We start from the raw sequence: 26,438 nt of genomic DNA on the forward strand, positions 1-26,438 counted from the left end.
GGCGGCGCCGAGTACAGCATCCCGCGACTCGCGCTGATTCGTGTCATTACCCCGTGTCCCGGATTCACACGCATAACCGTACCCCTCAGTTACCTACGAGATATTAAGACAAACATAGGTCATATAAGGGGCGGGCTGGCGCGGTGCGGCGGCGCGTCGGGCGGGAGCACGGCCAAACTGTTAGGGACGGGGGACTCATACGGTGAGACCATGCCAGACAGCCGCGATCCGGTGGAGGCGCACGCCGACGACGGGCGGGACCTCTACGAGGTGTCGACCTGGGAGGTACGGACGGTGTTCGACAGGCTGGCGGCCGGTCTCTACTCGACCGGCGTCTCCGCGGCGAGGGTGTTCGTCGTGCTGCTCGGCGTGTTCATCCTCTTCGTGCAGTTCGCGCTGGGCGGGCTCGGCGCGGTGGCCGACCCGATCATCGGCGTGTTCACGCTGCTGTCGGCTGTCCCGGCGCTGGGGCTCGCGGCGTACGTCTGGTACGCCGACGTGACGACGTCGGAACCGCTGGAACTGCTCGTCGGCACGTTCGTCCTCGGGGTGCTGTTCGCGGGCTTCGCGGGCATCATCAACGAAATCGCCAACATGGGACTCGAGTGGCTGGGGCTGACGACCGGCTTCGTCGGTTTCCTCTCCCAGATCGCCTTCTTCTTCGTCGTCGTCGGGCCCGGCGAGGAGACGGTCAAACTGCTCGCTGTCCGGCTGTACGCCTATCGCAAACCGCAGTTCGACGCCGTCGTCGACGGGGCCGTCTACGGCGCGGTGGCCGGACTGGGCTTCGCGACGATCGAGAACGCCATCTACATCTCCGGCCAGACGGCGGACATCAGCGACCCGCTCAACCTCGTGGCGGCGGGGAGCGGCATCACGGCCGTCCGTGCCCTCGCCGGTCCGGGCCACGTCATCTACTCGGCGTTCGCGGGCTACTACCTCGGACTCGCGAAGTTCAACCCCGACCGCGCCGGACCGATCGTGGTCAAGGGCCTGCTGATCGCCGCGCTGGTCCACGCGTTCTACAACACCCTTTCGGGTATCGTCCCCTCGGTCGTCGTGGCGCTGACGGGGATCCCGTGGTTCGTCGCCTTCTTCGGCTTCATCATCGTCTACGACGGGATCTTCGGGCTCCTGCTCATTCGAAAGATCTCCCGCTACCGGCGGGCGTACAACGAGGCCCACGACGAGGAGTCGGGGCCGAAGAAATCCGAACTCACCGAGTTCGACGCCTGAGCGGTTCCTCCCGGTCCGCCTCCGCGCCCGTCACCGGTACTCGCCGAGGGCTTCGCGCACCGCGTCCACGTCCGCGTCGGCGCCGTCTCGCTCCGCCATCCCGAGCATCCGCTCGACGTACTTGGCGAACACGTCCACCTCCACGTGGACCGCCTCGCCCGGTTCCGTGTCCGAGAGCGTCGTCTCGTGGTAGGTGGTCGGGATGATCGCCACCGAGAACGTCCCCGCCGCCTCGTCGAGTCTCGCGACGGTCAGACTGATCCCGTCGAGCGCGATCGACCCCTTCTCGACCACGTACTGCTCGAGTCCCGGCGGTAACGCGAAGGTGTACGCCCAGTCTTCGCCGACCCGCTCGACGTCGAGGACTTCGGTGGTCCCGTCGACGTGCCCCTGGACGACGTGTCCGTCGAAGCGCTCGTCGGCCGCCAGCGCTCGTTCGAGATTGACCTCCTGCCCCGCCGTGACCGAGTCGAACGTCGTCCGGTCCAGCGTCTCCGCCGCGAGGAACACCGAGAACCACTCCCCCGGTTCGTACTCCTCGACGGTGAGACAGGCGCCGTCCACGCTGACGCTCTGCCCGCCCGTCAGGTCCGCGAAGGTGGTCCCGATCCGGAGCCGACGACCGGCGTCCGTGTCCTCTACCTCGACGACCTCGCCCGTCTCCTCGACGATCCCGGTGAACATACGCGTCGCTTGGGAGATGTGTCACAAAAGAGTTACCGTTCCCAGATGCGGTATGGTCGACGGCCGACCGAAGTGCGACGGCCCGCCGGCCGAGACGGGGGGCTTTTGCCGGTCGGCGCGGTATCCGGGGTATGGCGCGGAGTATCCTCGGGCTGTTCGGGCTGGGGACGACGCTGGTGTTCGCGATCCCGGTCGCGCTGCTAGGGCTCGATTTCATCCTGGTTCGCGGGCGGACGACGTGGGGGATCGCGCTGCTCGTAGCGGCGGGCCTGATGATCGCCATCGAGGAGTACGTCACGACGCCGGACGACCTGGCGGGGACGGCCGTCGAGAAGACCGTCGGCGCCGTCGTGAAGTCGCCCGACGACGACGAGGAGTGAGCGGCGCGGCCGGGCACAGGCGTCCGCGCGCGCTCGGGACAGATCCAAGCGTTGAAATCACGGGGAAGTGACACGGCGGATATGTGCCCCTCCGATCCCGAGTCCGACTCCCCCGCCGCGTCCGGCGACGGGGCCGAGAGGGGTCCCGACGCAGAGTCCGAGCGCGGAGCCGACGCCGAACGGGCTCCCGAGACCGAGGGCGCGTCGGGGCCCGACCCCGACCCTGATCCTGACCCCAGCCCTGATTCCGACCCTGATCCTGGCCCCGGCCCTGATTCCGACCCTGACCCGGACCCCGAACCCGACCTCGACAGCGGTACCGAGGGGTCCGGTCCGAAGTCCGACCCCGACGCGTCTCCCGAGAGCCCGTCCGGCCGTTTCGCGCGCTTCGACCGGTTCGACCAGACGACGCGATGGGTCCTCGGCCTCGTCGCGGCCGGGTTCCTCGTCCGGCTCGCCCTGCTGGGTGCGCGCGTCGCCCACTACGACGAGGGCCGAGTGGCCTGGTGGGCGATGTACTTCCTCGAGAGCGGCCAGTTCGAGTATCGCTACATCATCCACGGGCCGCTCGTCCAGCACGTCAACAAGTTCCTCTTCGGGGCGCTGGGCGCCAACGACTTCACGATGCGCCTGTTCGTCGCCGTCGTCGGCGCGCTCCTGCCGCTGTCGGCGCTCCTCTTCCGCGAGCACCTGGACCGCGACGAGGTCGTCGGTGCGGCCTTCTTCCTCTCGCTCAACCCGTTGCTGGTCTACTACTCGCGGTTCTTCCGGAGTACGCTCCTCGCCGCCGCGTTCGCGTTCGTCGCCTTCGGCCTGCTCGTCCGGGCCTACGACGAGCGGTCCGTCCGGTACGTCCACGGCGCTGTCGTCTTCGTCGCGCTCGCGTTCACGGCGAAGGAGAACGCCGCGGTGTACCTGCTCGTGTGGGTCGGCGCGACGGCGCTGATCGTCGACCAGTTGCTGTTCCGGACCGGCGGCGACCGCTCCGGGTTCGACTGGCTCACCGACCGGGTCTCGAACGTCGACCGCCGCCCCACGTTCGACTACGTCGCCGACTTCATCTGGCACTTCACCGTCGCACTCTTCCTCTTCCTCGGGGTGACGCTGTACTTCTACGCGCCCCGGGATCCCAACACGGCGGCCGTCGGCTTCTGGCAGACCGTCGGCAACCCCACGCTGTTCCCGGAACTGTTCGACCGGACGCTCGACGACGTGGTCGAGGGGTACAGCTACTGGTTCGGCGGGACGACCGACGCCGGCTGTCGGAAGGACAACATCATCGACGCCTACCTCTGTTTCCTGGGACAGGAGCTCCAGGCGATCGGACAGGCCGCGTTCGCGCTCGTGGCGATGTCCGTCGTCGGGTTCCTCGCCGAGCGCTACGGGCGGGTGCGATCCCGCGCCGTCGTCCTCTTCTGTGCCTACTGGGGCTTCGTGTCGATCCTCGGCTACCCGCTCGGGACCGACATCGCCAACGCGTGGATCGCCGTCAACGCGCTCGTCCCGCTCACAATCCCCGCGGGCGTCGGCATCGCGTACGTCGTCGACCAGGCACGCGACTCGTTGCACACCGGGTCGGTCCGGTTCGGCATCACCGCGTTCGTCCTCCTGCTGGTGGGCGGCTACATGGTCGTCGCCATGGCCGGCGGCGTGTACCTCGACCCCGCCAGCGAGGACAACGAACTCGTCCAGTACGCGCAACCGGCCGACGACTTCCGCCCGTCCATGCGGGTGCTGGAGGAACACGCCGCCGACCACGACGGGACGGACGTGCTCTTCGTCGGGGACAACTACGTCCGTGACAGCCCCCGCAGCGCCGGTATCGAACCGCGGTGTACCTCGATCAGCGACGTCCTGCCCGTCCAGTGGTACGTCAAAGCGTACGGCGCGACCGGCGACTGTGTTCAGGAAGCCGACACGGCCGCCCAGCGCCTCCAGAACGGGGAGGTCGGCCCGCTCGTGGTCATCGCGCCCCACTCGCTCGAGACGAACCTCGCGCCGGCGCTGGAGGGGTACGACGCCGAAGAACACCGCCTGCGGACGTACGGGAGCGAAGCCGTCTTCTTCACCGACCGGTCGCCGGGGAGTGACGCACCCGCCGGAAACGCCACTACCGGGTGACCGGCAGACCCCTCAGCGCAGTCCTCGATCGCGCTCCCAGGCTCGGAGCAACGCCGCGAGCGTCTCGGTGACCGGCACCGCCCCCTCCGCCCGGTCGACGACCGCGCCGTGGATGGCGTCGACCTCGGTTCGGTCGCCCGACTCCACGTCCTGCAGCATCGACGAGCGATTGGCCGCCGTCGCCTCGGCGACCCGTTCGACCGCGTCGGCCGCCGCCTCGTCGGACAGGTCGACACCGCGTTCGCGAGCGACTCGCGCCGTCTCGACGGCCGCTCGCCGTGCCGTCTCGCTGGCCGGCCCGTCGACGAGCGCGCCGTTCTCGACACGAGCGAGCGCAGTCGCTCCGTTGATCCCGACGTTGACCGCCAGTTTCTCCCAGAGCCGTCGCGGCATGTCCGCAGCGACGGTCGTCTCGACCCCCGCCGCCCGGAACGCCGTTCCCACGGAGTCGGCGGCCGAACTCCGGCCGCCCTCGGGCGGGCCGAGCGCCACCTCGCCGCGGCCGGTGCACTCGACCCGTCCGGGGCCCGTCAGGCGGGCGCCGTAGGTACACGTGCCCGCGAGCACCGGACAGTCGAGCCCGTCACGCAGTCGTTTCTCGTTCCCCAGTCCGTTCTGCAAGGAGAGTACCGCGTCGAGGCCGGCGGTGCTCAGCGCCTCCGCGGCCGCGTCGGTGTCGAACGCCTTCACCGTCACGAGCGCGAGGTCGAAGCGTTCGTCCGGGACAGTCGTGGTGGCGGCCGGTTCGACCCGAAACGAGTGGGCCCCCTCGACGCGGAGCCCGCGCTCGCGAACCCGTTCGGCGTGTGGGTCGCGACCGACGAGCGTCACGTCGTGGGCGCGCGCGAGCAGGCCGCCGACGAGGCTCCCGAGGCTCCCGGCGCCGAAGACGAGGACACGCACTGGCGCCGGTCAGTCCTCGATCCAGTAGTAGATCGACTCGCGCGCGGCGCCACATGCCGGGCACGAGTCGGGGAGTTCCTCGATGTCACCCATCTCGCCGCAGTCCCAGCAGCGCCACATCAGCTCGGCCTCGCCCGCGCCGCCCGTCGCGAGGTGTTCGCCGGACATCGCCCCGATCCCCTCGTCGGTCGTCACGTAGAACCCGTGTTCGTCGAAGCCGCGGACGGTCCCCAGTCGAATCCCCTCGTCGTCGTAGACCGCCTGCCCGAAGCCGAGGTCGACCCGCTCGTCGGTGTCGCTCATACCCGACGATCCGCCCGACTGACGCATAAATGTGTGTGGCGACCGCGCGAGAACGTCACCGGTCGTCGTCCTCGCTGCCCGCGTCCTCGCTGCCCGCGTCGTCTGCATCGTCGCTGTCTGCGTCGTCCGCGTCGTCGCTCTCCAGTGACCGGTCGCGCGGCGACAGCGCCGCGTCGAAGACTGACTCGTCGTCGAGTCGACGGAAACCGGCCGCGAGGTCTCGGCGCAGCGCGTCGAGCTGTCGCTCCACCCTGTCGAGCCGTTTGCGTTCCTCACCGTCGCTCTCGTCGGAGAGCGTGGCCCGCTCCTCCGCGAGTTCGTAGTACTCGTCGAGGCGCTGTCGGTATCGAGCCCGGGTCGCCAGCCACTCGACGGACTCGCGGACCGCCGACTCGTCGCGACGGACGACCGCGTCGACGTCGTCCGATCTCGCCTCCGGTACCGCCGCGTGCTCGGCGAGAACCCCCACCTGACAGTCGTGGTCGTGCTCCCGGACGGCCGCGAGCAGCGGACCCAGCGGGCCGTCGGGGAGGTCGGAATCGACCACGACGACGTCGACTTCGGCGTCGAGGCTCTCGAGCAGGGCGTCGGTGCTGTAGGCGGTTCGAACGGTGCCGTCGTCGCGGAGCGCGGTCGCCAGGGCGTCGGTGGTGGCGGGCTCGGCACCGGCGACGACCACCAGATACCGAGCCGAGGTCATGATCGGCGGATCGGCAGGTTAGTATAAAGAGCCATCCCTTTCCCGTCCATCGATTTTCCTCACTGACCGCGGTGGAACCCGGACCGGCCGCGGTCGGCGTGGACGACCGCGTCACAGACGATCCGGAAGGTCTCTATCGTCTCCTGGTCGTGAGCGGCGGGGTCGAGGTGGAAGAACGCGGTGCCCTCGACCCGGCGGATGACCTCCCCGAGCGTGTAGACGAACTTGAACGCGGTCTGGTCGTCGACGTGTTGAAGCATCCCCGTCAGCGAGTGGATCGCGATACCGACGCGGTCGTCGGTCTCGTCGGCGCGCTGGACCACGTCGCTGATCCGTCGGCCCAGCGACTCCAGGTCGGTCGGATCGGAGACGCGCTCGACGGCGCCCGACGGGGCGCTCGACACACTCGCCGCCGAACGCGTGTCACCGTCGACGTCGACGCACGTGACCGGTTTCGGTTCCCCTGTCGAGGTCCGGTCCCACATCGAGAGCCAGTCGGCCGCCGACCCGGTGACGGTCACCGCGACGACTCGGTCGAGACGACCGCTTCTCCCGCGGAGCGCCCGGGCACAGGCGTCCATCGAGCGGTCCTGCACGTTCGGAGCCAGCAGTAACACCGTCGTCGCACCGTCGATCTCCGACGCTCTGTCGGTCCCCGTGCCCACTACCGACACCCCCGGTGTGCATCTCTCGACATCTATCGGTACCTCGACTACGGACCCACACGACAATTAGTGTTATCGTTCTCTGACATCCGTCGCTGTCGGGCGATTCCGTCCACCCAGGTTCGAGATGGCGACGGTGACGGCCTGAGATACCCATTCTATTCTATCCCCCGTAGATACTGATAATACAACGGTTAATTTATCTCTAACTTTTAGATAAATTCAATCACGAACCGCCTGAATAAACAGTTGCAATGAGCCAAGAATCAGCTCAAGTCCGCGAATTCCTCGAAGAGAACCCCAAATGGATCGGCGCCCTGTTCACCGCGATGCTCCTGCTCTCGCAGGCAGGGACGGTGGCGGCCGGGAGTGCGAACACGCTCACCGGTCCGTAGAATTAGATTTCAGAAACGTTACTGCTCCACCGTAACGAACCGTCGAAGTCGACGGGAAGGTCTTGTTTGTGGATGAATTCGAGGAGTTTCTGCTTCGATAGAACATAATCCTCCATGGTCCCCGAATTGAGGTAGAATCGATCTATCCCCTGAATCTGGGGAGAGAGTATTGCACCCATCGGGGACGAGAGTGTCGGATACCCGAATATGTTCACCTCGAACTCGTCGTCATCGCGCTCGTCTACGATGACCCGATGCGGCGTTCCCGACTGGTTCTCCACGATCGACGCACTCGCGTCGCCGACGACGAGGTAGTGGTGGCCGATCTGTTCGTACTCCTTGATGATCGACACCGTCGCGGCGAGCGAGAACCCCTGATTGAGGAGTTTCGCGGCCGTCCGGCCGACGGATGTCGCCGCTTCGTTGACGATGTCGGTCACCGTCGCGATGCCGGCCATCGCGCCGGCGTCGACGAGTCCGCGGCCTTGCTCGTAGGAGTCACAGGCGTTGAGCAGAAACGCGCTAACGTTCACGTCCGAGAGGTGGCGCGTGTCGAGGTAGCCGTCCGTACAGCGGATCCCCTCTTCGTCGACGTGGCCGATGTAGTGCAGGAAATCGACCTCGGACTGGAGCACCTCGCGCATCTCCATCGTCCCCAACTGGTCCTGGAAGGAGATGTCGAACTCGATCCAGTCGCGGGTACCGTATATCTCCGAAACGACGTTCTCGTCGGTCATCTCCTCGTCGTTACAGACGACGGCCACTCGGATCTGAGGATCGGTCGACGGTTCGAAGTCGAGTCGGCGGTAGTAGGCGTCGACGGTCATCTTGCTCGCGCCGACGGGTAATCCCTCGCCGACGTACGCCTGCTCGATACTGTCGGCCGGTTCCGGGCGGAAGATGTCGGTGTCCGTCGTCGAGGTGGAAGCGCGCGTCGGCCCGGCGCGGGTGCTCCGGCGGAGCGCCTGCGGGTTGTTTCGGAAGAACGACTCGACCTCTTCGGAGAGGTCGGCCAGCGCCTCCTCGTCCATGGAGCGCACCCCGGGACAGCGCACTATCGCGAGTTCGTTCGCGAGGAAGGGGAGCGCACTGACGTTCGTCGCCTCGGGCCGCACGTCGGCCGTCAGTTTCCACTTGGGGACGACCTCCGAGACCGAGTCGTAGGGGAGTTCGAGATACGTCCGCAGTTGCTCGGGCAACGACTGTTCGTAGACGGCCGCGAAGTCGAGGTCGAGGCGTGTTTCGAGCTCTGTCCGTTCGTAGAGGTCAACTCCGTAGTACCCCTCCGTTCGGGTCACGCAGTCGAGGAGGAGAGTCTGTTTCAACACGCGGGCGACTTCCGGTTCGAACCCGTCGTCGCCGTCCAGCGGGTACGACCACTCGTCGGTTGCGATCCGGGGGGCCGGACCGGATTCGAGCGTGGCGCCGAGATAGTACACCAGCGGGACGACCGGATAGATGTACTCCTCGAACGGCGGAACTTCGATGGTGACTCCCGTGTCCGGCGGTTCGATGGCCTCCGGTACGGAGAGTTCGTCGCCCAGCTCGACGAGCGGTGGATGTCCGCGCAGCGACGGGAAGGACCGCTCGCAACTCGTCGTCTTCAGCGCGGACCCGAGCGTCGAGAGGGCGGCCATCAGGTCGTCGGCGCTCTCGGTCGTCGTCACGGTGGCCGCCGGCTGTTCGTGGACGGAACGCGCGCCGACGTGCAGGTGGTCCGTCTCCGAGAACGAGAGTCGGACGCTGTCTTCCATCGAGGAGACGTCGATTCCGCCGTCGATAGCGAACTGTAGCTTCACCTGCGTCGTCGCCAGTTCGACGTTGTATCTCCCCGGCGGGACGCTCACGGACTCCTGGTCCGTGACTTCGGCGACGGTGTTCCCCTCCTCGTCGCGGATCCACAGCGGGACGAAGTAGGGCGTCTCGACCGTGTCCGTCCACACGGTCGCGCCGGTGTCGGCCGGGAAGTAGAACCGCTCGGTGTCGCAGTCGGAGACCGTCGGACGCTCGGGTGTCAGGAGGGCGAACTGCGTCTCCTGGATCGGGTCGACGACCTGCACGCCGTCGCGCGTCGGGTGGCGGCGGATCTGCGGTCTGGTCGCGTCCGGATCTATATTCATGCTGTGAGAGGGCCTCCGTCCGGCCTCGTCCAGGGCTGCGATGGGTCCCGTGCCCGTTCCTGTGCGAGTGAGTACAGGTGGGAACGCAGTGCGGAGAAAAAAGCTTGTTGGCCCGGCGACACTGTCAGTCGGAGAACAGGCTGGTGTGGACGGGGGCGAACGAGGGGTCGTCGTCCTCGGGCGGTTCGTCCGTGTCGGTGACCGCCGTTCCCTCGACGCCGTCGGTCAGGAAGTCCGCGAGCGGCGGGCCGACGTTCTCCGGTTCGACGAGGAACGCGTCGTGGCCGTGGTCGGACTCGACGAGGTGGTGGGCCGAGCGGACGTCCGCGCCGCGCAGGGAGTCGGCCAGTTCCTCGGCCTGCGCGGGGGTGAAGTGCCAGTCACCGGTGAACGACATGACGAGCGCCTCGCCGTCGAACGCCGCGAGCGCGTTCTCGTCGGACTCGAAGCCCGCCGAGAGGTCGTAGTTGTCCATCGCGCGCGTCAGGTAGAGATACGAGTTGGCGTCGAAGCGCTCGACGAACGACTCGGCGTTGTAATCGAGGTACGACTCGACGTCCCGGTACGGGAAGAAGCCCGCCGCGGGGTCGGTCGGGAACGAGCGTGCGGCGTCGCGACCGGCGGCGCGGCGGCCGAACTTCTGTTCCATGGAGGCCTTCGAGAGGTACATGACGTGACCGATCTGTCGCGCGAGGGCGAGGCCGTCGTCGGGGCCGGGGCCGTCGCCGTAGTAGTCACCGCCTTGCCAGTCGGTGTCGGTGGTGATAGCGCGGCGCGCGATGGCGTCGAGGGCGAGACACTGCACGTCGAGGCGCGCGGCGGCGGCGATGGGGACGATCCGCTCGACGTGATCGGGGTGCTGTTTGGCCCACTCGAGGACGTTCATGCCGCCGACGCTCCCGCCGACGACGGCGTGGAGGTGCGGGATGCCGAGTTCGTCCAGCAGTTGGCGCTGTGCGTTCGTCCAGTCGGTGACGGTGACCGCGGGGAAGTCCGTGCCGTAGGGGTCGCCCGTCTCGGGGTTCTCGCTGGCGGGGCCGGTCGTGCCGTAACAGGAGCCGGGGACGTTGGCACAGAGGACGTAGTACTCGCGGGTGTCGATGGCCTTCCCGGGACCGACGATGTCGTCCCACCAGGCGCGGGCCTGGCCGTCGGTCTCCTGATCGGGGTGGCGGCCGGCGACGTGAGCGCTCCCGGTGAGCGCGTGGCAGACGAGGACGGCGTTGTCGCCGGTGAACTCCCCGTAGGCCTCGTAGGAGACCTCGAGTTCGGGGATCGAGCGACCGCACTCGAACTCGAACTCGCCGAGCGAGACCGAGCCGCGTTCGATCTCCATCTACGAGTCACCCGCGCTGTCGGTCCCGCTCTCCGCGGCCGCGTTCGCGCGCTCGATCGCCCCGTCGACGTCCGCGAGGATGTCCGCGGCGTCCTCGATGCCGACCGAGAGGCGCACGAGGTCGGGCGTGACGCCGCTGGCGTGCTGTTCTTCCTCGGAGAGCTGCGCGTGGGTCGTGCTCGCGGGGTGGATGACGAGCGTCTTCGCGTCGCCGATGTTGGCGAGGAACTGCGCGAGGTCGGTCTCCTCGCAGAAGCGCTTGCCCGCCTCGAACCCCTCGACGAGCCCGAAGGCGATCATCCCGCCGAAGCCGCCGTCGAGGTACTCGGCGGCGTGGTCGTGGGTCTCGTGCGAGTCGAGACCCGGGTAGGTGACCCACTCGACGCCGGGGTGGTCGGCGAGGAACTCGGCGACGGTCTGTGCGTTCTCGCAGTGGCGCTCCATGCGAAGGGAGAGCGTCTCCGTGCCCTGCAGGGTCGCCCAGGCGTCGAACGGTTTCTGTCCGTCGCCGAGCGAGCGGACGCCGCGCTGGCGGGCGGCCATCGCGAAGGCCCGGTCGCCGAACTGCTCGGCGAAGGTGACGCCGTCGAAGGCGTCGTTGGGCGCGCCCAGTTCGGGGAACTTCTCGGGGTACTCCGTCCAGGGGAACGACCCGCCGTCGACGAGGACGCCGCCGACGGTGGTGCCCGAGCCGTGGATCCACTTCGTCGTCGACTCCCAGACGATGTCCGCGCCGTGGTCGAGCGGGTTGCAGAGCGCGGGGGTGCCGAAGGTGTTGTCGACGAAGACCGGGACGCCCCGCTCGTGGGCGATCTCGGCGATCTCCTCCATCGGGGGCGTGACGAGCGAGGGGTTCCCGATAGTCTCGTAGTGGACGTAGGCGGTGTGTTCGTCGATGGCCTCGGCGTAGGCGTCGGGGTCGAGCGTGTCGACGAAGCGCGTCTCGATGCCGCGGCGACCGCCCATGTTCGAGAGATAGGAGTGGGTGCCGCCGTAGATAGAGGAGGCGGTGACGACGTTGTCGCCGACGCTGGCGAGGATCGAGGTGGCCGCGTCGAGGGCCGCCATTCCCGAGCCGGTGGCGACTGCCGCGGTTCCGTTCTCGAGCGAGGCGAGACGTCGTTCGAGCGTCGAGACGGTCGGGTTGTCGAACCGCGAGTAGACGTTCCCGCCGTCGTCGAGCGCGTACCGGTCGGCCGCGGTGTCCGCGTCCTCGAAGACGTACGACGTCGTCTGGTAGATCGGCGGGGCGCGAGCCCCTGTCGCCGGATCGACGTCCTGTCCGGCGTGGACGCACCGCGTCCCGAAGGCGTACGGATCGGTCATGTGTGTCGTGCATATATCTCCAAACATCTATAACCACGAGTTACGGCAATATTCTCAGTGAGAGAGTGTGTCACGGAGGTCGGCGAGTCCTCAGTGACGTTCGGTCTCGACGACGTCGAGCGAGCGGTCGACGGTCACGGTCAGGCGTTCGCCGTCCGCGTCGAGGGGGACAGATACCCGCAGCGGGTCTCGCCGGGTGACGGAGATGGCGTCGGGGTCGCAGGCGTCCGCGGTCCACAGCAGGTCTGTCAGCAGGTGCGGCGCGTTGGCGGCGACGAACGGGAGCACGTCGGGATGATAGACGAGGACTTCGGGGAGGTCGGTGGAGAAGAAGTTCTTGCAGTACGAGCAGTGGTGGACGACGGCCGGGCCGGGCATCGCGTGTTCGAGGTCGGTCGACTTCTCGTCTTCCGGGACCACGTCGTGGTACATCTCGCTCGCGCACGTCGGGCAGACGTCGCTGGCGACGGTCACGAGGTCGCGTCGCGCGTAGACGCTGGCCGCACGCAACACCGCGTCGGGGTCGTTCGACCGGATCGCGCCGGGCGGGAGGTGGTACTTGAATGCGAGGGCCTCACAGTCCCCACAGCGGACGACGAGCATGCTGTTTCGGTAGGTCGCTTCGAGGTCCGCGCCACAGGCGCTACACGCCGAGTCGACCGGGAACGGTTCGACCGTCGTCCGGTCGGTGAAGCTGTCGGCCTTGATCGCCTGATAGAGGATGACGCCGGGGTAGAGCAGGCCGTAGCCCTCCGACTTCTCGGTGACGAAGACGCCCAGTAGCTCCTGGAGGTGGTAGTTGAACCGGCCGCTATCGGACACGTCACACCGACGGCGTAGCTCCTCGAAGGGGAGCGGACGGGGCTGGTTCCCCTCTTTCGCGTCGCCGAGTTCGAGGAGGATCGACACGCGCAGTTCGTTCCCCAGCAGCGCGAACGCCTCGGCGGGCGGCACCGACTTTCGCTCGGAGACCTCGAACGGGTTGCTCATGGCATACCCTCTCTCGCGCGACTCAATTGACAGTTGCGTTCGACCCGCCGATCGGTGTTATCAGTCCCTGAAACTCCCCGATCGGTTGATACGACTGAACGTCGGAGAACTACTACGCACCTATGCGTCCCCTCCGACTGCTCGCGCTCGGGTTCCTCCTGACCGGAGCGGTCGCGCTGGTGGCCCCGACCGCCGGGGTCACGCTCGCCGAGGTCGACAGAGCGGTGAGCGTCGGCGCCGCCGCGGACTCGAACGCGTATCTCGGGCTCACGGACCGGTCGGGGAACGCCGCCGTCGACGGGCCCGACGACACCGCGACCCTCTTCGACGTGGCGGACAACGGCGTCGGCGTCACCGCGTCGACCCTCGCAGTCGACGTGGTCGGCGTCGAGCGACAGGACGGCACCGCGGACAGCGACCCGCCGCTCGCCGTCGCCCTCCAGGGAACCGGGCCGTACGAGGCAGTGGTCTCCTGTGACGGGTCGCCGCCGCTCGACGGCGACTACCGGGTGACGCTCCGATTCCTCGCGACGGGCGACCTGACCGTCGACGGCACTCGAACGACCGGTTCGTACGTCCCCATCTCGTGTGAGGAGGAGGGCGTCACGGTCGGGGACGGCGAGACGGCGAACTCGATCGATACCGAGGGGGACGTAGACGTCGGCAACGAGGGCACGGTACACGGGCAGGTCGACAGCGGCGGGTCGGTGACCGCGGGCGACGAGGCCACCTTCAACAGCGGCGTGACCAGCGACGGGTCGGTAGACGCCGGTGACGAGGCGACGTTCCACGGGCAGGTCGACAGCGGCGGGTCCCTCACCGTCGGCGACGAGGTCACGTTCAGCAGCGCAGTCACGACCGGCGGCTCGATAACCGCCGGCGACGAGGTCACGTTCCACGGGCACGTCGACAGCGGCGGGTCGGTGAGTACGGGCGCCGAGGCCACGTTCAACAACGGCATCACCAGCGATGGGTCGGTGACCGTCGGCGACGGGAGCACCGTCCACGGCGACATCGTCGCGGAGGGCAGCACGGTCACCATCGGCTGCGACGTCCAGCTGACCGGAAATATCGTCGCCGACGAGGTCGTGTACGACTGCTGACCGCCGGGCGATTTTTCACCGTCGGCGCGGTGGAGTCGACCCGTGTCACCGTGGTACGCCTGGACGCCGTGGGGCGGCGAGTTCTACGTCGCCCGCTTGCTCCTCCAGCGCGGCCTCGCGCTCACGTACCTCGTCGCCTTCCTCGTCGCCGCCCGGCAGTTCCGACCGCTCGCCGGCGAGGACGGGCTCCTTCCCCTCCGCCAGTACGTCGAGCGCTACGAGTTCCGGCAGAAGCCCTCCATCTTCTACGTCCTCGACAGCGACCGCGCGCTCGCGGCGGGCGCATGGCTCGGCGTCGCCCTCGCCGCCCTCGCCCTCCTCGGGATCCCCGGTCGCTTCGGCACGCCCGCCTACGTCCTCGTCTGGACCGCGATGTGGGCGCTGTACCTGTCGTTCGTCAACGCCGGGCAGACGTTCTACGGCTTCGGCTGGGAGTCGATGCTGTGCGAGGCGGGCTTCCTCGCTATCTTCCTCGGCGCTCCCGACCTGATCGCACCCGCCGTCGTGGTCTACCTCTTCCGCTGGGTGGAGTTCCGCAACATGCTCGGCGCCGGCCTCATCAAGATCCGCGGCGACGACTGCTGGCGCGAGTTGACCTGCATGGACTACCACTACGAGACCCAGCCCATGCCGAACCCGCTCTCGTGGGTCGCCCACCGCCTCCCCGACCGATTCCACCGCCTCGAAGTCCTCTGTAACCACGTCGTCGAACTCGCCGTCCCGTTCCTCTACTTCGGGCCGCCGCGCGTCGCGGCCGCCGCGGGCGCCCTCACCGTCGCCTTCCACGGCTGGCTCATGCTCACCGGGAACTTCGCCTTCCTGAGCTTCCTCAGCGTCGTCCTCGCTGGAAGCCTCTTCGCCGACGCCGTCGTCGCGGGCGCCCTCCCTGTCTCGGTCTCCGTTCCCGCACCGGACGCCCTCGCGCCGCTCCCGCTCTGGTATCAGGTCGCCATCGCGGGCCTCGTCGTGCTCGTCGCCGCGCTGAGCTACTACCCCGTCAAGAACATGATATCGTCGACGCAGGCGATGAAACGCGCGTTCGACCCCCTCAATCTGGTCAACACCTACGGCGCGTTCGGTTCGATCACCCGAACGCGTTACGAGGTGGTCGTCCAGGGCACCGACGACGCGGTCGTCACCGGCGACACCGAGTGGGAGACCTACGAGTTCCCCGGCAAGCCCACCGATCCCGAGCGTTTGCCCCCGCAGTGGGCGCCGTACCACCTCCGACTCGACTGGCAACTCTGGTTCGCCGCGATGGCCCCCTCGCCCGCGCGCCACCCGTGGTTCGTCCACCTCGTCGCCAAACTGCTCGCCGGCGACGACAGCGCGCGCTCGCTCCTCAGGGCGGACCCGTTCCCCGACGACCCGCCCCGCCACGTCCGCGCTCTCCGCTACCGCTACGAGTTCACCACCTTCGACGAACTCCGCGAGACCGGTCGGTGGTGGACTCGCGAACGCGTCGGCACCTACTACGGCCCCGTCTCGCTGGACGACTCGCGATTCCGCCTCGCGCTCCAGCGGCGCGGGTGGGAGGTTCCAGAGCCGAAACGAGCAGAAGGCGAGGAGCGGGACGCCGTCGCCCGGACCGCCGAGACTGAATGAGCTCGGCGGATGCTGTGGCGCGCGCTGTCGCGGCCTCCGTGCCGCGACGAAATCGTGCGAGGGATGAGTAGCGCAGGGAGCGAAGCGACCGAGCAACGCAGTCGGTTGGGGAGGTGTGAGGCTGTCTGCGGTGTTGTACGGTGGGTGGAATGAAAGGGGCGACCGGCTTCGGGAAGCCCGGCGACGAAAGCACTGGACTGAGCGAACGGAGTGAGCGAAGGAAGCGCGCAGCGAGCCGTGCGACCGAAGCCGGTCGGGGCTTTCAACTCTCGGCAGAGAAGCGCTCTACAGAGTCGAACAGAAGCGACTCAGCACCAGAAACGACGGATCCGAGAACGCCACCGCCAGGACTCGAACAGGTGCAAGACGGTCCTGCTCGTTCGCTTCGCTCACTGCGCGAGCATGCGACTTGCGGGCGCGAGTCCCGGCTGTCGCGCGTTCGTCGTTCGCGATGGTGAGCACACGCTACGCGGTGCTCACCGAGTTACTCACGACAGAAGACGCCACCGCCAGGACTCGAACCTGGGACAACCTCGTTAACAGCGAGGTGCTCTACCAACTGAGCTACGGCGGCACGCATGCAGTCATAGCCGGAGTTGTTGTATAGGGATTTCGCTTTGGACCCGTCGCGTCACGGAGTCACGTACGTCGACAGAACGACAGTTCCACACCCACAGTACATCAGACAGGTTTTCACGGGGCCCGTCCAACCCCGAGCCATGAGCGACGAGTTCGACGCGGTCGTCGAGCGGGTCCGCGAGCGGGTCGAACCCGACGCGGCCGAGCGCGAGCGACTCGACGCGGTCGCCGACGACCTCCGCGAGCGCGCACGCGCTGCCATCGCCGACCTCCCGGTCGACGCCGACGTGATCCAGGTGGGCTCGACAGCGCGCGACACGTGGCTGGCGGGCGACCGCGACGTCGACCTCTTCGTCGCCTTCCCGCCGGATCTCGACCGCGAACGCCTCGAATCCTACGGCCTCGACGTCGGTCACGCGGTCCTGCCGGAGGGCCACGAGGAGTACGCCGAGCATCCGTACGTGAAAGGAGTCTACGACGACTTCGACGTGGATCTGGTCCCCTGCTACGCGGTCGAGGACGCCACGGAGATCCAGTCGGCCGTCGACCGCACGCCCTTCCACACCGAGTACCTCACCGAGCGCATCGACGCCGACCTCGCCGGGGAGGTCCGGGTCGCCAAGCAGTTCCTCACCGGTATCGGCGTCTACGGCAGCGACCTGCGCACTCGCGGGTTCTCGGGCTATCTCACCGAACTGCTCGTCCACGAGTACGGCGACTTCCGGGCGTTCGTCGAGGGCGCCGCCGACTGGCACCCGCCGGTGACATTCGACCCCGAAGACCACGCGGAAGAGCGCGAGACGGCTTCGCCGTCTCGGAACGACGAGGTCGGCGGAGCCGACCTCGCTTTCGACGACCCGCTCGTGGTCGTCGACCCGACGGACCCCGAACGCAACGTCGCCGCGGTCTGTACCGCCGAGAGCGTCGCGCGCCTCCAGCACTACGCGCGCGACCTGCTGGCCGACCCGCGCGAGAGTCTCTTCTTCGCGGCGCTGCCGGAGGCCGTCGACGCCGAGACCGTCCGGGAGACCTTCGAGCGACGGGGGACCACGCCGGTGGCGCTCCGGTTCGCCGCGCCCGACATCGTCGAGGACCAGCTCTACCCGCAACTCGACCGGTCGCTTGCGGGGATCGTCGGCGAACTCGACAGGCGAGGGTTCGACGTGCTCCGGGCGGCGGCGTGGGCCGACGAGACGGTCGCGCTGCTGGCCGAACTCGAAGTCGCGGAGCGACCGACCGTCGAGCGGCACGAGGGGCCACCGGTCCACGTCAGGGGCCACTCCGAAGGGTTCTACGAGGCGTACGCGGACGACGACCCGGAGAGCGACGGGACGTACGGACCGTTCCTCGACGGCGACCGCTACGTCGTCGAGCGCCCGCGAGCGTTCGAGACGGCGGTGGGGCTGCTGGAGAGCGACGCGCTCTTCGACGTGGCGCTGGGGGCGCAGATCGAAGCGGCGCTGGAGGGGGACTACGAGGTGCTCGCCGGCGAGGCGGTGAGCGAGCTGGCCGAGGAGTTCGGTGTCGAGCTCGCGCGGTATCTGGCGCCGCGGCCGTGACGCAAAAGCGGCGGTTCGGGCGACCCGCGTCGGGTCACTCGGTGTCGACGGCGTAGAGTCGCTGGCGGGCGTCCGCCGGGTAGATCCGCTCTTCGACGAGACCGGTGTCCGTCAGGTCGCTCAGCGCGCTGCGGACGCTGCGCTGAGAGAGGCGGGTCTCCTCGGCGAGCGTCTTCTGGGTCAATGGGCCTTCGTACTCGAGGACCGTGTACACGAACTTCGCGCTCGGTGTCAGATCGTCGAGTTGCGATTCCCAGTCACGATACGATTGTTCCGTACAGCAACACACGGGATGAAGTCACCAACAGCACCGTTCCCCACACACCTATGTATAGATTTCCGCGATGCGTTGATGTGTAGGCCGATACCCATCACATATCGTATGATTAGCTTCCGGAGATACTGGTACGTATTCGGGACGTATCCAGCGACGACCGCGCTGAGCGCCGTGACGGCGAGGGTTCGGCAGCGAGACCGGGTGCCGGTGTGTCGACTCAGTTCTCGGCGAGGTCGAAGCCCTGCGACCGGACGTCGTCGATGACCTGCCGAGCGGCGTCCTGGACGTCCTCGTCGGGTTCCTGGGGGTGATAGCCGTCGAACACCTCGTGGACGGTTCGGATGCTCTGTGTCAGCGTGTCCAGTCCGTAGCCGCCCTCGAGGACGAACCCGAGTCCGGCGTCGATGCGGTCGGCGAACGCGTCGAAGCGGTCGGCGAGACAGCCGTACCCCTCCGTCGAGACGCGCATCCGCGAGATGGGGTCGTGTTCGTGCGCGTCGAAGCCCGCGGAGACCAGGACGAGGTCGGGATCGAACGCCTCGAACGCGGGGACGATCAGGTCGTCGACCGCGGCGAGGTAGCCGCTCGTCCGCGTGCCCGGCGGGAAGGGGACGTTCATCGTCGTTCCCTCGCCCGCGCCAGACCCGGTCTCGGTCGCGTCGCCTGTCCCGGGGTAGATGCCGTCCTCGTGGATGGAGACGAAGAACACGTCGTCGCGGTCCTCGAAGATGTCCTGCGTGCCGTTGCCGTGGTGGACGTCCCAGTCGACGATCGCGACTCGCTCGGCCCCGAGGTCGTCGAGCGCGTGCTGGGCCGCGACGGCGACGTGGTCGAAGAAACAGAAGCCCATGGCGTCGTCGTACACCGCGTGGTGGCCCGGGGGGCGACACAGCGCGAACGGCGTGTCCCGGCCGTCCGCGCCGCTCAGCGCTTCGTCGGCGGCCCAGTTCGCCATGCCCGAACTGGCGAGCGCGGCGTCCCAGGTGGCTTCGACGGCGACGGTGTCGGCGTCCCAGTCGCCGCCGCCGTCGGCACAGAACTCCTTGACCGACTGGACGTAGTCGGCGTCGTGGACGGCGCTGACCTGTTCCTCCGTGGCGTCGTCGGGCGAGACGTACCTGACGCCGTGACAGTCCGAGAGCCCCTGCCGGATGGCGCGCAGGCGGTCGGGGCTCTCGGGGTGGCGCTTGCCGGTGTCGTGGTCGAGACAGACTTCCCGGTAGCCGAAGTTCATGCGGGGTTACTCGAAGTACTGTTTGAGTCGAAAGTAGGCCTCGACGTCCTCCGCTTTCACCGTCCGCCGGTCGGCGTGGCGCGCGAGGTCGGCGGCGGCCGCGGCCACGCGGTCGGCGTACGTCTCCAGCAGCGACGCCAGCGCGATGCGGGCCTCCATGGAGACGCGGTAGTCGTCGATGTCGAGGCGAGCGATGCGGTCCACGGGCGCGATCGGCAGTTCGAGGTCGTCCTTGTCCCCGGAGGCGTCGACGCCGAAGTCGGCGGCCATCAGCGTCTTCCGGCCGTCCGCGGTCGCCACGTCGGCGGCCTCGACCGCCAGCTCGGCCCCGCGCTCCTGGATGCGACGGGCGAGTTCCTCGGCGGCCTCGGCGCTGACCCGCAGACTCCCGGCGTTGCGCCGGATTATCGTGTCGACCGGCGCGAACGGTAGCTCGACGCTCATACACCACAAGCGGTCTGTTCCGGCCTTAAGCGTTTCCGAAAACCGCTATCGGACACGCAGAGTGACTGACACGCTCGCTCGCCGGTCAGTCCCGTGATCGGTCGCACGTCGAAAAGCGGCCGTTCAAGCGGCAAGCGCCGTCAGAACACGTCGTCCGCGTCGAGTCGGTCGTCGCGAACCGGTCCGCGCGCGGTCACTTCCTGCCCAAGCGTCAGCGCCGCGTCCGTGTCCACCTGCATCGTCTCCTGTCCGTCGTCCAGGATGACCGGGTCGCCCGTCTGGACGACCGTGCCCGTGAACTCGACCTCCTCCGTCGCCGCGGCCGCCGCACCGCCCGACCCGCTCGCGCCGCCGGCATCTGCCGCCCCGCCGTCCGAGTCGCTCGCGTCGGCCCCGTCCCCGTCACCGGTGAACGCGCCGAGCCCGGTGTCCGACCCGCCGCTGGAGTCGCTGTCGCCGGACCCGCCGCTCCCGCCGGGCGCGGGCGCGGCCGTGCCGGCGCCCGTGTTCTCGTCGAGGACGACGACCGTCGACTGCCAGCCAGCCGACGCTTCGAGGTCGTCCTGCCAGCCGTCCTGGATCTCTGCGTCGGCGACGAACACCTCGTCGCCGGGCGCGATCTCCTTGTCGGCCTTCTCGCCCCACAGCGCGACGCGGATGTCGCCGGTGTCGTCCTGCACGCGGATGTTTCGGACCTGTCCCTCCGAGCCGTCGTCGCGGTCGAACGTCCGCTTCGGGTCGGCCGAGCGCACGACGCCCGCCAGATCGACGACCTGGTCCATCTCGACGGCGTCGATGGCGTCGGCCTCGGGGACGAACTCGACGGACTCGTCGATCTCGTCGATGGCGCCCTGGTCGCCGACGTGGAGTTCGAGGTCGCCCTCCCGCTCGCGGACGTACCCGTCGACGACCTCGACCGCCGTGCCCGGTTCGAGTTCCGTGGCGCGGTCCGCGCGGTCGTCCCACATCGTCACGCGCACGCGCCCCGTCTCGTCGCCCAGCAGGAAGTTCGAGACCTTCCCCTCCGTGCCGTCGTCGCGGTCGAACGTCCGAACCGGCTCGGTCTCGAGGACGAGGCCGGTCACGTTCACGTCGGACTGGCCCATCGTCAGCGCGTCGACGGTCGACCCCTCGCCGAGTTGCACGTCGATCTCCGCGTCGTCGTCGGGTTCGGCCTTGTCGACGGAGACTTCGAGGCCGTTGTACCCGTCCTTGGGCCGGCCGGCGATGCGGAGGACCTGTCCCTCCTCCAGCATCCCGTCGGTGATCGCCTCGGCCTGCTGGTCCCAGAACGCGAGGCGGACGGTGCCGGTCTCGTCGGCGGCCTCGACGTTGACGACGCGGCCGTCCTCGTCCTCGCCGTCGCGCTCGAAGGTCCGCAACTCGCCGATAGAGACCACCTTCGCGAGGAACTTCACCTCCTCCATGCCGGGTTCGATGTCCGCGACCGTGTCGACCTCCCCTTCGTTGAGTTCGTGCGCGATGAGCATCGCCGCCGTCTCCTCGTCCGCGAGCCCGCCCATCTGCTCGACCTTCTGCTCGACGGCCTCGCGGAACTCCTCCTCGGAGACGTCCGTCTCCAGATCCGCGTAGATCTCCTCGATCTCTCCCATTAGTCTAGCCGTTGGCACGGTATCTCGCCGCTTAAGCGTTGCCGTTGGGCCGGTACCCCGCTCTCGTCCCGCGATTTCGCCGCCCGTCCGCCGACGGACGCGACGGCCCGTCCGCTCGTCGGGTCGGCCGTCGCCCGTGTCTCGTGCATGGCCCGGAGTGGGCGCTCCCTCCGTGATAAAGTCGCGGGTGTGTGGTCCCGATCGCTCGTCCGGCCGGGCTATCGCTCGGTCGACGTGACTCGCGTGTCTTCCCCGCCGTGCCGGTGAACGACCGTCACCTCACCGGGGAGCGCGTCGTCGACGGTGATCGTCGCCTCGTAGCCGATCTCCGTGATGCACTCGGCGCACGCCTCGTCAGTGCCCGCGTCGGACTCCGCGGCGACGACGACCGTGAGCGAGTCGCCGTCGACGCGCACGTCGGAGAGTACCGCCGTGTAACAGGCGTCGTTTCCCCAGATCGTCCCGGTGACCGTGACCGTCCCGGCGTCTCCGTCGAAGACGACCTCGGCCGCGTCGGTCTGTGACCCACAGCCGCTGTCGAGTACGGTCAGCGATTCGTCGGCCACGCCGCTCGGCGTCGTCGACGGATCGCTGGCGGGCGTCCCGCTCGGTGTGTCCGTGGGTGCGTCGCTCGGCGTGTCGCTCCCGTCCCCGGGTTCGGTGACCGTGTCGTCGGGCGCGTCGTGCTGTGTGTCCGCCGGTTCGGCGGAGTCTGTTGGTTCGCTGGTCGGTTCGGGAGTGTCGGTCTCGGTCGGCTCTCCGCCGGATCCGTCGGAGAGACAGCCCGTCACGGCGAAAGCGCCCGCGGCGGAGAGGCCACGGAGGAGCGTGCGTCGCTTCATATTGCTGCGGACGAGCCCTCCGATAAAGGCCCTTCTCTACGTTCAAGCGAACGTTTGACACTCGCCGGTCGGATCGTAACCCCTTTACAATCAACCGCGGTACGTAGAGATGAGTCCGGATAGGGTAGTGGACTATCCTCTTGGCTTGCGGAGCCAGGGACCGGAGTTCGAATCTCCGTCCGGACGTTTCTGTCGACACCACACCGCGAGCGAAGCGAGCGGCTGGTGTCGACGAAACTCCCCGAGGAGATTCGAGCAGAGAAGTCGCAGCCCGGGGAGCGAACGCAGTGAGCGACCCGGAACGTCAGAGGAATCTGGTGACCAGCAGTCCGCCGAGGCCGCCCAGCGCGGCGTTGATCGCCAGTCCCAGGAGTTCGCCGGCGACGACGAGGCCGACGAGGATGGCGCCGCCCGCGAGTTGCCCGATGGCGTCGGCACCGGCGAGCAGTCCGCCGGCGACCGACACGAGCAGCGGGACCGTCAGCGCCCACCCGACCAGTCCGGCCGCGGCGCCGATACGTACGCCGGAGCCGTCCTCGTGGAGGTACGCCGCGGCGCCGCCGCCCGCGATAGCCGACCCGGGGACGAACGAGACCAGGGCCGTCACGGCGGCGCCGTAGACGGCACAGGCCCAGAACGTCGCGGTCGTTCCACCCTCGCGTGCGACCCGGCGGCGGGTGCGCCGACGGGCGGCGACGTACGCCGCTGCGCCGACGACCAGCACGACACCGGTCACGACGATGCCGGCCGCGAGCCAGTCGACGAACGGTACCCCGGCGGTGATGGCCTCCGAGGGCGTGAGCCCGTTCACCTCCACCTCCTCGCTGGCGACGAAATCGGCGATCAGCGCCCGATCGACCCGGGTGAAGATCCCGACGCCGACCGCGGCCAGGACGAGTCCGATCGTCCCGGCCACGATTCCCAGTAGCCAGTCGGCCGCCGCCGGCACGGGGTCGCGTCCTTCGGTCGGTCCGTCGGTCGCGGACTGTCCTGCGTCGTGCACGGTATCTACGTCCGTCATGTCTCCCGATAGACGCCCCTACCGAATATACCCGCGAGCCGCGTTTCACGGTCGGAAGGCCGGCGAATCGCTTAAGTTGTTCCACGAGATTGGCCGCCAGTTCGGCGGTCGCGGGGCGGGCGCCCCCCAGAGATTTGTCGCGAGCGCCGCATCCCCCGGTATGGAGCGAGTCAGTTTCGACGACGCCGAGACGTACGAACCGGACGAAGGGTGGCGCCGCGTGGCGCTCGCGGGTGACGACGACGTGAGCCTGGAGTGGTTCGAGAAGCCGCCCGGTCACAGTTCGCCGATGCACGACCACGAGAACGGACAGGTGTGTCTCGTCCTCGACGGCGAACTCACTATCCACACCGAGGACGACAGCGAGCGCCTCGAACGGCACGACTCGGTGTGGCTCGACCCGTGGGAGTCCCACCGCGTGGAGAACGAGGGCGAGGAGACGGCCGTCAGCCTGGACATCTTCGTGCCCGGTCGCTCGTTCGACTTCTGGACCGACCGCGAGGAGTGAGGAGCGGGCGGATTTCGCTCGCTGCGGCTACGCGTTCGGTTCGCGCCGCGTGTCGACCACGGCCAGTCGCTCGTCCAGTTCGGCGACCAGCGCCTCGTCGTCCAGCGGCACGCGGACGGAGAAGCGCCACGGGTCGGCCCCCCGGACGGTCGTCGTCCGGTCGGTCACGGCCCACGGCAGTTCCCACGCGGGGATCTCGGTGAGATCGCGGTCGTGGTCGTGATAGAAGGCGATCGCGGCGGGGTGATAGCAGAGCGCTCGCGAGACGGGAACGTACTGGAAGCCGGTGCAGTCGGTGCAGTGATAGACGACGTAGGCGTCGAGGTCGCGGGTGTCGTGGAGCGACGGGAGGTCGTCGTCGCCGTCGTGTATCTCGGCGGAGACCGCCGCGGCACACCACGGACACTGGCCGGCGGTCATCGACGCGAGGACGGTTCTGTTCCGCCTGTGGACCGCCCGGAGGAGTTCGTCCGGGCTCCGACCGGTCAGCCCGTGTGACGGAAAGTAGATGTCGGTGTAGTTGGCGTCGCACCCCCAGCACCGGACGCGAAAGAGCGTCTCGTAGAGGTGAGCCTCGATTGGGTCGCCGCAGCGGTGACAGGCCGTGCCGACGGGGAAGCGGCCGAGGTCGGAGGCGCCGTCGTTCGTCAACAGGCCGGCGACGAGCGTGCGGTAGAGGACCATCCCCGGCCAGCGCAGGCGATAGCCCGCCTCCTCTTTCGCGACGTAGTTCCCGACGAGTTTCGTCAGGTGGTAGTTGAACCGGCCGGAGTCGCGGACGTCGACGCGCGATTTGAGGTCCGCGTACGAGAGTCGGGGGATGCCCGTCTCGGGCGAGGCCGTCGCCGCGCCGAGTTCGTCGACGATCCGGACGCGGATCTCGTCGGCGAGCAGGGCGAACGCGGTCTCGCGGTCGAGTTCGTCGTCGGTCATGCGTCGGGTCCACGGGTCGGTTGCCGACGGTCGGTTGTGGTGGTCACGGTATCAGCGTTCCGGCGGTTCGGGGTCAGTTCGCCCCGGACAGCGGTTCGTCGGCGAGCGGATTCCGGCGGACGACGGTGGCCTCCCGGTCCGGCCCCACGCCGACGGCGACGACCGGGACACCGAGGTCGTCGCTCACGAACTCGACGAACGTCCGTGCGTTCTCCGGGAGCGCGTCGTAGCCGTCGGCCGCGACCGCCTCCCAGTCGCAGTCCGGCCAGGGTTCCAGTTGCTCGTACTCCGGCGTGCACTGGCGCCACGCCGCGGACGTCATCGGCACCTGCCGTACTCGCTCGCCGTCGAGTTCGTAGCCCGTGCAGACGCGCAATTCGTCCAGACCGCCCAGCGAGTCGACGTGCGTGAACGCCAACCCGGAGAAGCCGTTGACGCGCGTCGCGGTCCGGAGGACGGGGAGGTCGAGCCAGCCGATGCGCCGCGGGCGCTCGGTCACCGTCCCGAATCCATCGACGCGCTCGCGGAACACCGTGGCGGCCTCGGCGTCCAGTTCCGTCGGCATCGGACCGCACCCGACCCTGGAAAGGTACGCCTTCACGACGCCGACGACGGCCCCGTCGGCGACCGTCTCGGGGCCGACGCCCGTGCCGACGACGGCGCCGCCGGCCGTCGGGTTCGACGAGGTGACGTACGGGTAGTTGCCGTGGTCGAGGTCTATCTGGGTGCCTTGCGCGCTCTCGAACAGTATCGTCGCGCCCTCGCGCTGGCGCTCGGCGAGGAACGGACCGGCGTCGACCACCACGTCGTCGGCCGCCAGTCGGTCGCCGAACGACCGGAGCCGTTCGAACACCGCGTCGACGTCGAAGGCGTCAGCGGCGTCGTCGGAATCGGCGGCGGGCCCGTCGGGGAGGGCGCCGTCGGGATCGATCCCGTAGACCGCGTCGGCGAGCTCACGGTGTCTCGGGATCGTGTATTCGAGTCGCTCGCGGAGGGCGTCGGGCCGGAGTACCTCGGCGATGCGGACGCCGCGTCGGCCGGCCTTGTCCTCGTAGGCCGGACCCATGCCGTTGCCGGTCGTCCCGACGGCGAGGTCGTCGTCGCTCCGGGCGGACTCCGACGCGCCGTCGAGGACGCGGTGGGACGGGAGCACGACGTGGGCGCGCCCGGAGACCCGCACGTCCGGGTCCAGTCCGCGCTCGCGCAACCGGTCGACCTCGTCGAACAGCGTCCCGAAGTTCACCGCACAGCCGTTGCCCAGCACGCCGAGTTTCCCGCGGACGACGCCGCTCGGGAGCAGGCGGAGCCTGTACTCCTCGCCGCGATGCGTGACGGTGTGGCCGGCGTTGTCGCCGCCCTGATACCGGACCACGACGTCGGCCTCGGAGCCGAGTACGTCGACGACCGCTCCTTTCCCCTCGTCGCCCAGCTGCGAACCGATGACAGTTGCGTTCACGGAACCGCCTACACCCGAGGGTTTAGTAGCCGTTCTGTGAAGCGCGTTTCACACGCGCTGGGGCGGCGTCGTCGTCGCTCGGCGCTCGACCCGACGCGGTGCGTT

The 26,438-nt window shown here is 68.5% G+C and carries 25 protein-coding genes and 2 tRNA genes; 9 read left to right on the forward strand and 18 right to left on the reverse strand.

From position 1 onward, the window contains the following. Positions 1 to 210 precede the first annotated feature (210 nt). Positions 211 to 1,236 carry a PrsW family intramembrane metalloprotease gene (locus D1409_RS08765; protein ID WP_123536181.1) on the forward strand — a complete coding sequence of 342 codons (1,026 nt, stop codon included), beginning with the start codon at positions 211 to 213 and terminating at the stop codon, positions 1,234 to 1,236. A 30-nt stretch (positions 1,237 to 1,266) separates the two neighbouring features. Here D1409_RS08765 and D1409_RS08770 read toward each other — a convergent pair whose 3' ends face one another. Beyond that, a complete protein-coding gene (locus D1409_RS08770) occupies positions 1,267 to 1,920 on the reverse strand; it encodes a riboflavin synthase (RefSeq protein WP_123536183.1) in 654 nt (217 codons plus the stop codon). Between the two features lie 131 nt (positions 1,921 to 2,051). Between D1409_RS08770 and D1409_RS08775 the strand changes: the two genes are divergently transcribed. Both D1409_RS08775 and D1409_RS25195 read left to right on the forward strand, forming a co-directional pair. Continuing rightward, complete coding sequence (locus D1409_RS08775; protein WP_123536185.1) at positions 2,052 to 2,300, forward strand: DUF7533 family protein; 249 nt, start codon at positions 2,052 to 2,054, stop codon at positions 2,298 to 2,300. An 81-nt stretch (positions 2,301 to 2,381) separates the two neighbouring features. Next, positions 2,382 to 4,421, forward strand: a complete 2,040-nt coding sequence (locus D1409_RS25195) for a flippase activity-associated protein Agl23 (protein WP_123536187.1) — start codon at positions 2,382 to 2,384, stop codon at positions 4,419 to 4,421. A 12-nt stretch (positions 4,422 to 4,433) separates the two neighbouring features. Here D1409_RS25195 and D1409_RS08785 read toward each other — a convergent pair whose 3' ends face one another. Genes D1409_RS08785 through D1409_RS08800 form a run of 4 tightly spaced genes read right to left on the reverse strand, consistent with a single transcriptional unit; the run spans position 4,434 to position 6,992 of the window. Beyond that, a complete protein-coding gene (locus D1409_RS08785; RefSeq protein WP_123536189.1) occupies positions 4,434 to 5,324 on the reverse strand; it encodes a ketopantoate reductase family protein in 891 nt (296 codons plus the stop codon). 9 nt (positions 5,325 to 5,333) lie between these two features. Then, complete coding sequence (locus D1409_RS08790; protein ID WP_123536191.1) at positions 5,334 to 5,627, reverse strand: DUF7130 family rubredoxin-like protein; 294 nt, start codon at positions 5,625 to 5,627, stop codon at positions 5,334 to 5,336. A 55-nt stretch (positions 5,628 to 5,682) separates the two neighbouring features. Then, on the reverse strand, positions 5,683 to 6,327 hold the full coding sequence (locus D1409_RS08795) for a hypothetical protein (RefSeq protein WP_123536193.1): 645 nt from the start codon (positions 6,325 to 6,327) through the stop codon (positions 5,683 to 5,685). A 59-nt stretch (positions 6,328 to 6,386) separates the two neighbouring features. Then, complete coding sequence (locus D1409_RS08800) at positions 6,387 to 6,992, reverse strand: DUF7504 family protein (protein WP_123536195.1); 606 nt, start codon at positions 6,990 to 6,992, stop codon at positions 6,387 to 6,389. Between the two features lie 254 nt (positions 6,993 to 7,246). Here D1409_RS08800 and D1409_RS24420 point away from each other — a divergent pair, with 254 nt between their 5' ends. Further along, complete coding sequence (locus tag D1409_RS24420) at positions 7,247 to 7,387, forward strand: DUF7503 family protein (RefSeq protein ID WP_164471616.1); 141 nt, start codon at positions 7,247 to 7,249, stop codon at positions 7,385 to 7,387. A gap of 2 nt (positions 7,388 to 7,389) precedes the next feature. On the opposite strand, the gene D1409_RS08805 is transcribed toward D1409_RS24420, so the two are convergent. From D1409_RS08805 to D1409_RS08820, 4 genes are all read right to left on the reverse strand, one after another. Beyond that, a complete protein-coding gene (locus D1409_RS08805) occupies positions 7,390 to 9,507 on the reverse strand; it encodes a hypothetical protein (RefSeq protein WP_123536197.1) in 2,118 nt (705 codons plus the stop codon). Positions 9,508 to 9,631: 124 nt separating this feature from the next. Beyond that, the gene (gene metX / locus D1409_RS08810; RefSeq protein WP_123536199.1) at positions 9,632 to 10,843 is read right to left on the reverse strand and encodes a homoserine O-acetyltransferase MetX; all 1,212 of its coding nucleotides are present in this window, start codon (positions 10,841 to 10,843) and stop codon (positions 9,632 to 9,634) included. After that, on the reverse strand, positions 10,844 to 12,169 hold the full coding sequence (locus D1409_RS08815; RefSeq protein ID WP_123536201.1) for an O-acetylhomoserine aminocarboxypropyltransferase/cysteine synthase family protein: 1,326 nt from the start codon (positions 12,167 to 12,169) through the stop codon (positions 10,844 to 10,846). A gap of 90 nt (positions 12,170 to 12,259) precedes the next feature. Next, a complete protein-coding gene (locus D1409_RS08820; protein WP_123536203.1) occupies positions 12,260 to 13,159 on the reverse strand; it encodes a DUF7351 domain-containing protein in 900 nt (299 codons plus the stop codon). 122 nt (positions 13,160 to 13,281) lie between these two features. Between D1409_RS08820 and D1409_RS08825 the strand changes: the two genes are divergently transcribed. Together D1409_RS08825 and D1409_RS08830 are read left to right on the forward strand one after the other, a co-directional pair. Beyond that, positions 13,282 to 14,262: a hypothetical protein gene (locus D1409_RS08825; RefSeq protein ID WP_123536205.1), complete on the forward strand. Its 981-nt coding sequence runs from the start codon at positions 13,282 to 13,284 to the stop codon at positions 14,260 to 14,262. 42 nt (positions 14,263 to 14,304) lie between these two features. Beyond that, entirely contained in the window at positions 14,305 to 15,867 is a 1,563-nt protein-coding gene (locus D1409_RS08830) for a lipase maturation factor family protein (RefSeq protein ID WP_123536207.1), read from the forward strand. A 501-nt stretch (positions 15,868 to 16,368) separates the two neighbouring features. Here the strand turns inward: D1409_RS08830 and D1409_RS08835 are convergent. Continuing rightward, a tRNA-Asn gene (locus tag D1409_RS08835) sits at positions 16,369 to 16,441 on the reverse strand. Positions 16,442 to 16,586: 145 nt separating this feature from the next. Here D1409_RS08835 and cca point away from each other — a divergent pair. Beyond that, on the forward strand, positions 16,587 to 18,005 hold the full coding sequence (cca, locus tag D1409_RS08840; RefSeq protein ID WP_123536209.1) for a CCA tRNA nucleotidyltransferase: 1,419 nt from the start codon (positions 16,587 to 16,589) through the stop codon (positions 18,003 to 18,005). A gap of 34 nt (positions 18,006 to 18,039) precedes the next feature. Here cca and D1409_RS08845 read toward each other — a convergent pair whose 3' ends face one another. The 5 genes from D1409_RS08845 to D1409_RS08865 all read right to left on the reverse strand — a co-directional run bounded on the left by D1409_RS08845 (position 18,040) and on the right by D1409_RS08865 (position 22,415). Further along, on the reverse strand, positions 18,040 to 18,219 hold the full coding sequence (locus D1409_RS08845; RefSeq protein WP_394339027.1) for a MarR family transcriptional regulator: 180 nt from the start codon (positions 18,217 to 18,219) through the stop codon (positions 18,040 to 18,042). Between the two features lie 280 nt (positions 18,220 to 18,499). Further along, complete coding sequence (locus tag D1409_RS08850) at positions 18,500 to 19,516, reverse strand: histone deacetylase family protein (protein WP_123536213.1); 1,017 nt, start codon at positions 19,514 to 19,516, stop codon at positions 18,500 to 18,502. A 6-nt stretch (positions 19,517 to 19,522) separates the two neighbouring features. Then, on the reverse strand, positions 19,523 to 19,960 hold the full coding sequence (locus D1409_RS25665) for a histone family protein (protein ID WP_123536215.1): 438 nt from the start codon (positions 19,958 to 19,960) through the stop codon (positions 19,523 to 19,525). A 140-nt stretch (positions 19,961 to 20,100) separates the two neighbouring features. Next, positions 20,101 to 21,573 carry a single-stranded DNA binding protein gene (locus tag D1409_RS08860; protein WP_123536218.1) on the reverse strand — a complete coding sequence of 491 codons (1,473 nt, stop codon included), beginning with the start codon at positions 21,571 to 21,573 and terminating at the stop codon, positions 20,101 to 20,103. A gap of 218 nt (positions 21,574 to 21,791) precedes the next feature. Beyond that, positions 21,792 to 22,415 carry a hypothetical protein gene (locus tag D1409_RS08865; RefSeq protein WP_123536220.1) on the reverse strand — a complete coding sequence of 208 codons (624 nt, stop codon included), beginning with the start codon at positions 22,413 to 22,415 and terminating at the stop codon, positions 21,792 to 21,794. Between the two features lie 113 nt (positions 22,416 to 22,528). On the opposite strand from D1409_RS08865, the gene D1409_RS08870 reads away from it, so the two are divergent. After that, positions 22,529 to 22,601, forward strand: a tRNA-Arg gene (locus tag D1409_RS08870). Positions 22,602 to 22,719: 118 nt separating this feature from the next. On the opposite strand, the gene D1409_RS08875 is transcribed toward D1409_RS08870, so the two are convergent. After that, positions 22,720 to 23,436, reverse strand: a complete 717-nt coding sequence (locus tag D1409_RS08875) for a hypothetical protein (protein ID WP_123536222.1) — start codon at positions 23,434 to 23,436, stop codon at positions 22,720 to 22,722. A gap of 160 nt (positions 23,437 to 23,596) precedes the next feature. On the opposite strand from D1409_RS08875, the gene D1409_RS08880 reads away from it, so the two are divergent. Beyond that, positions 23,597 to 23,944, forward strand: coding sequence for a cupin domain-containing protein (locus tag D1409_RS08880; RefSeq protein WP_123536225.1), 348 nt, complete (start codon positions 23,597 to 23,599; stop codon positions 23,942 to 23,944). 27 nt (positions 23,945 to 23,971) lie between these two features. Here the strand turns inward: D1409_RS08880 and D1409_RS08885 are convergent, their stop codons facing one another. Beyond that, entirely contained in the window at positions 23,972 to 24,877 is a 906-nt protein-coding gene (locus D1409_RS08885) for a DUF7351 domain-containing protein (protein ID WP_123536227.1), read from the reverse strand. Positions 24,878 to 24,950: 73 nt separating this feature from the next. Further along, complete coding sequence (locus D1409_RS08890) at positions 24,951 to 26,333, reverse strand: adenylosuccinate synthase (protein ID WP_123536229.1); 1,383 nt, start codon at positions 26,331 to 26,333, stop codon at positions 24,951 to 24,953. Positions 26,334 to 26,438: the final 105 nt, after the last annotated feature.

Source organism: Halosimplex salinum, from assembly GCF_003730195.1.
GTDB classification, from domain to species: domain Archaea; phylum Halobacteriota; class Halobacteria; order Halobacteriales; family Haloarculaceae; genus Halosimplex; species Halosimplex salinum.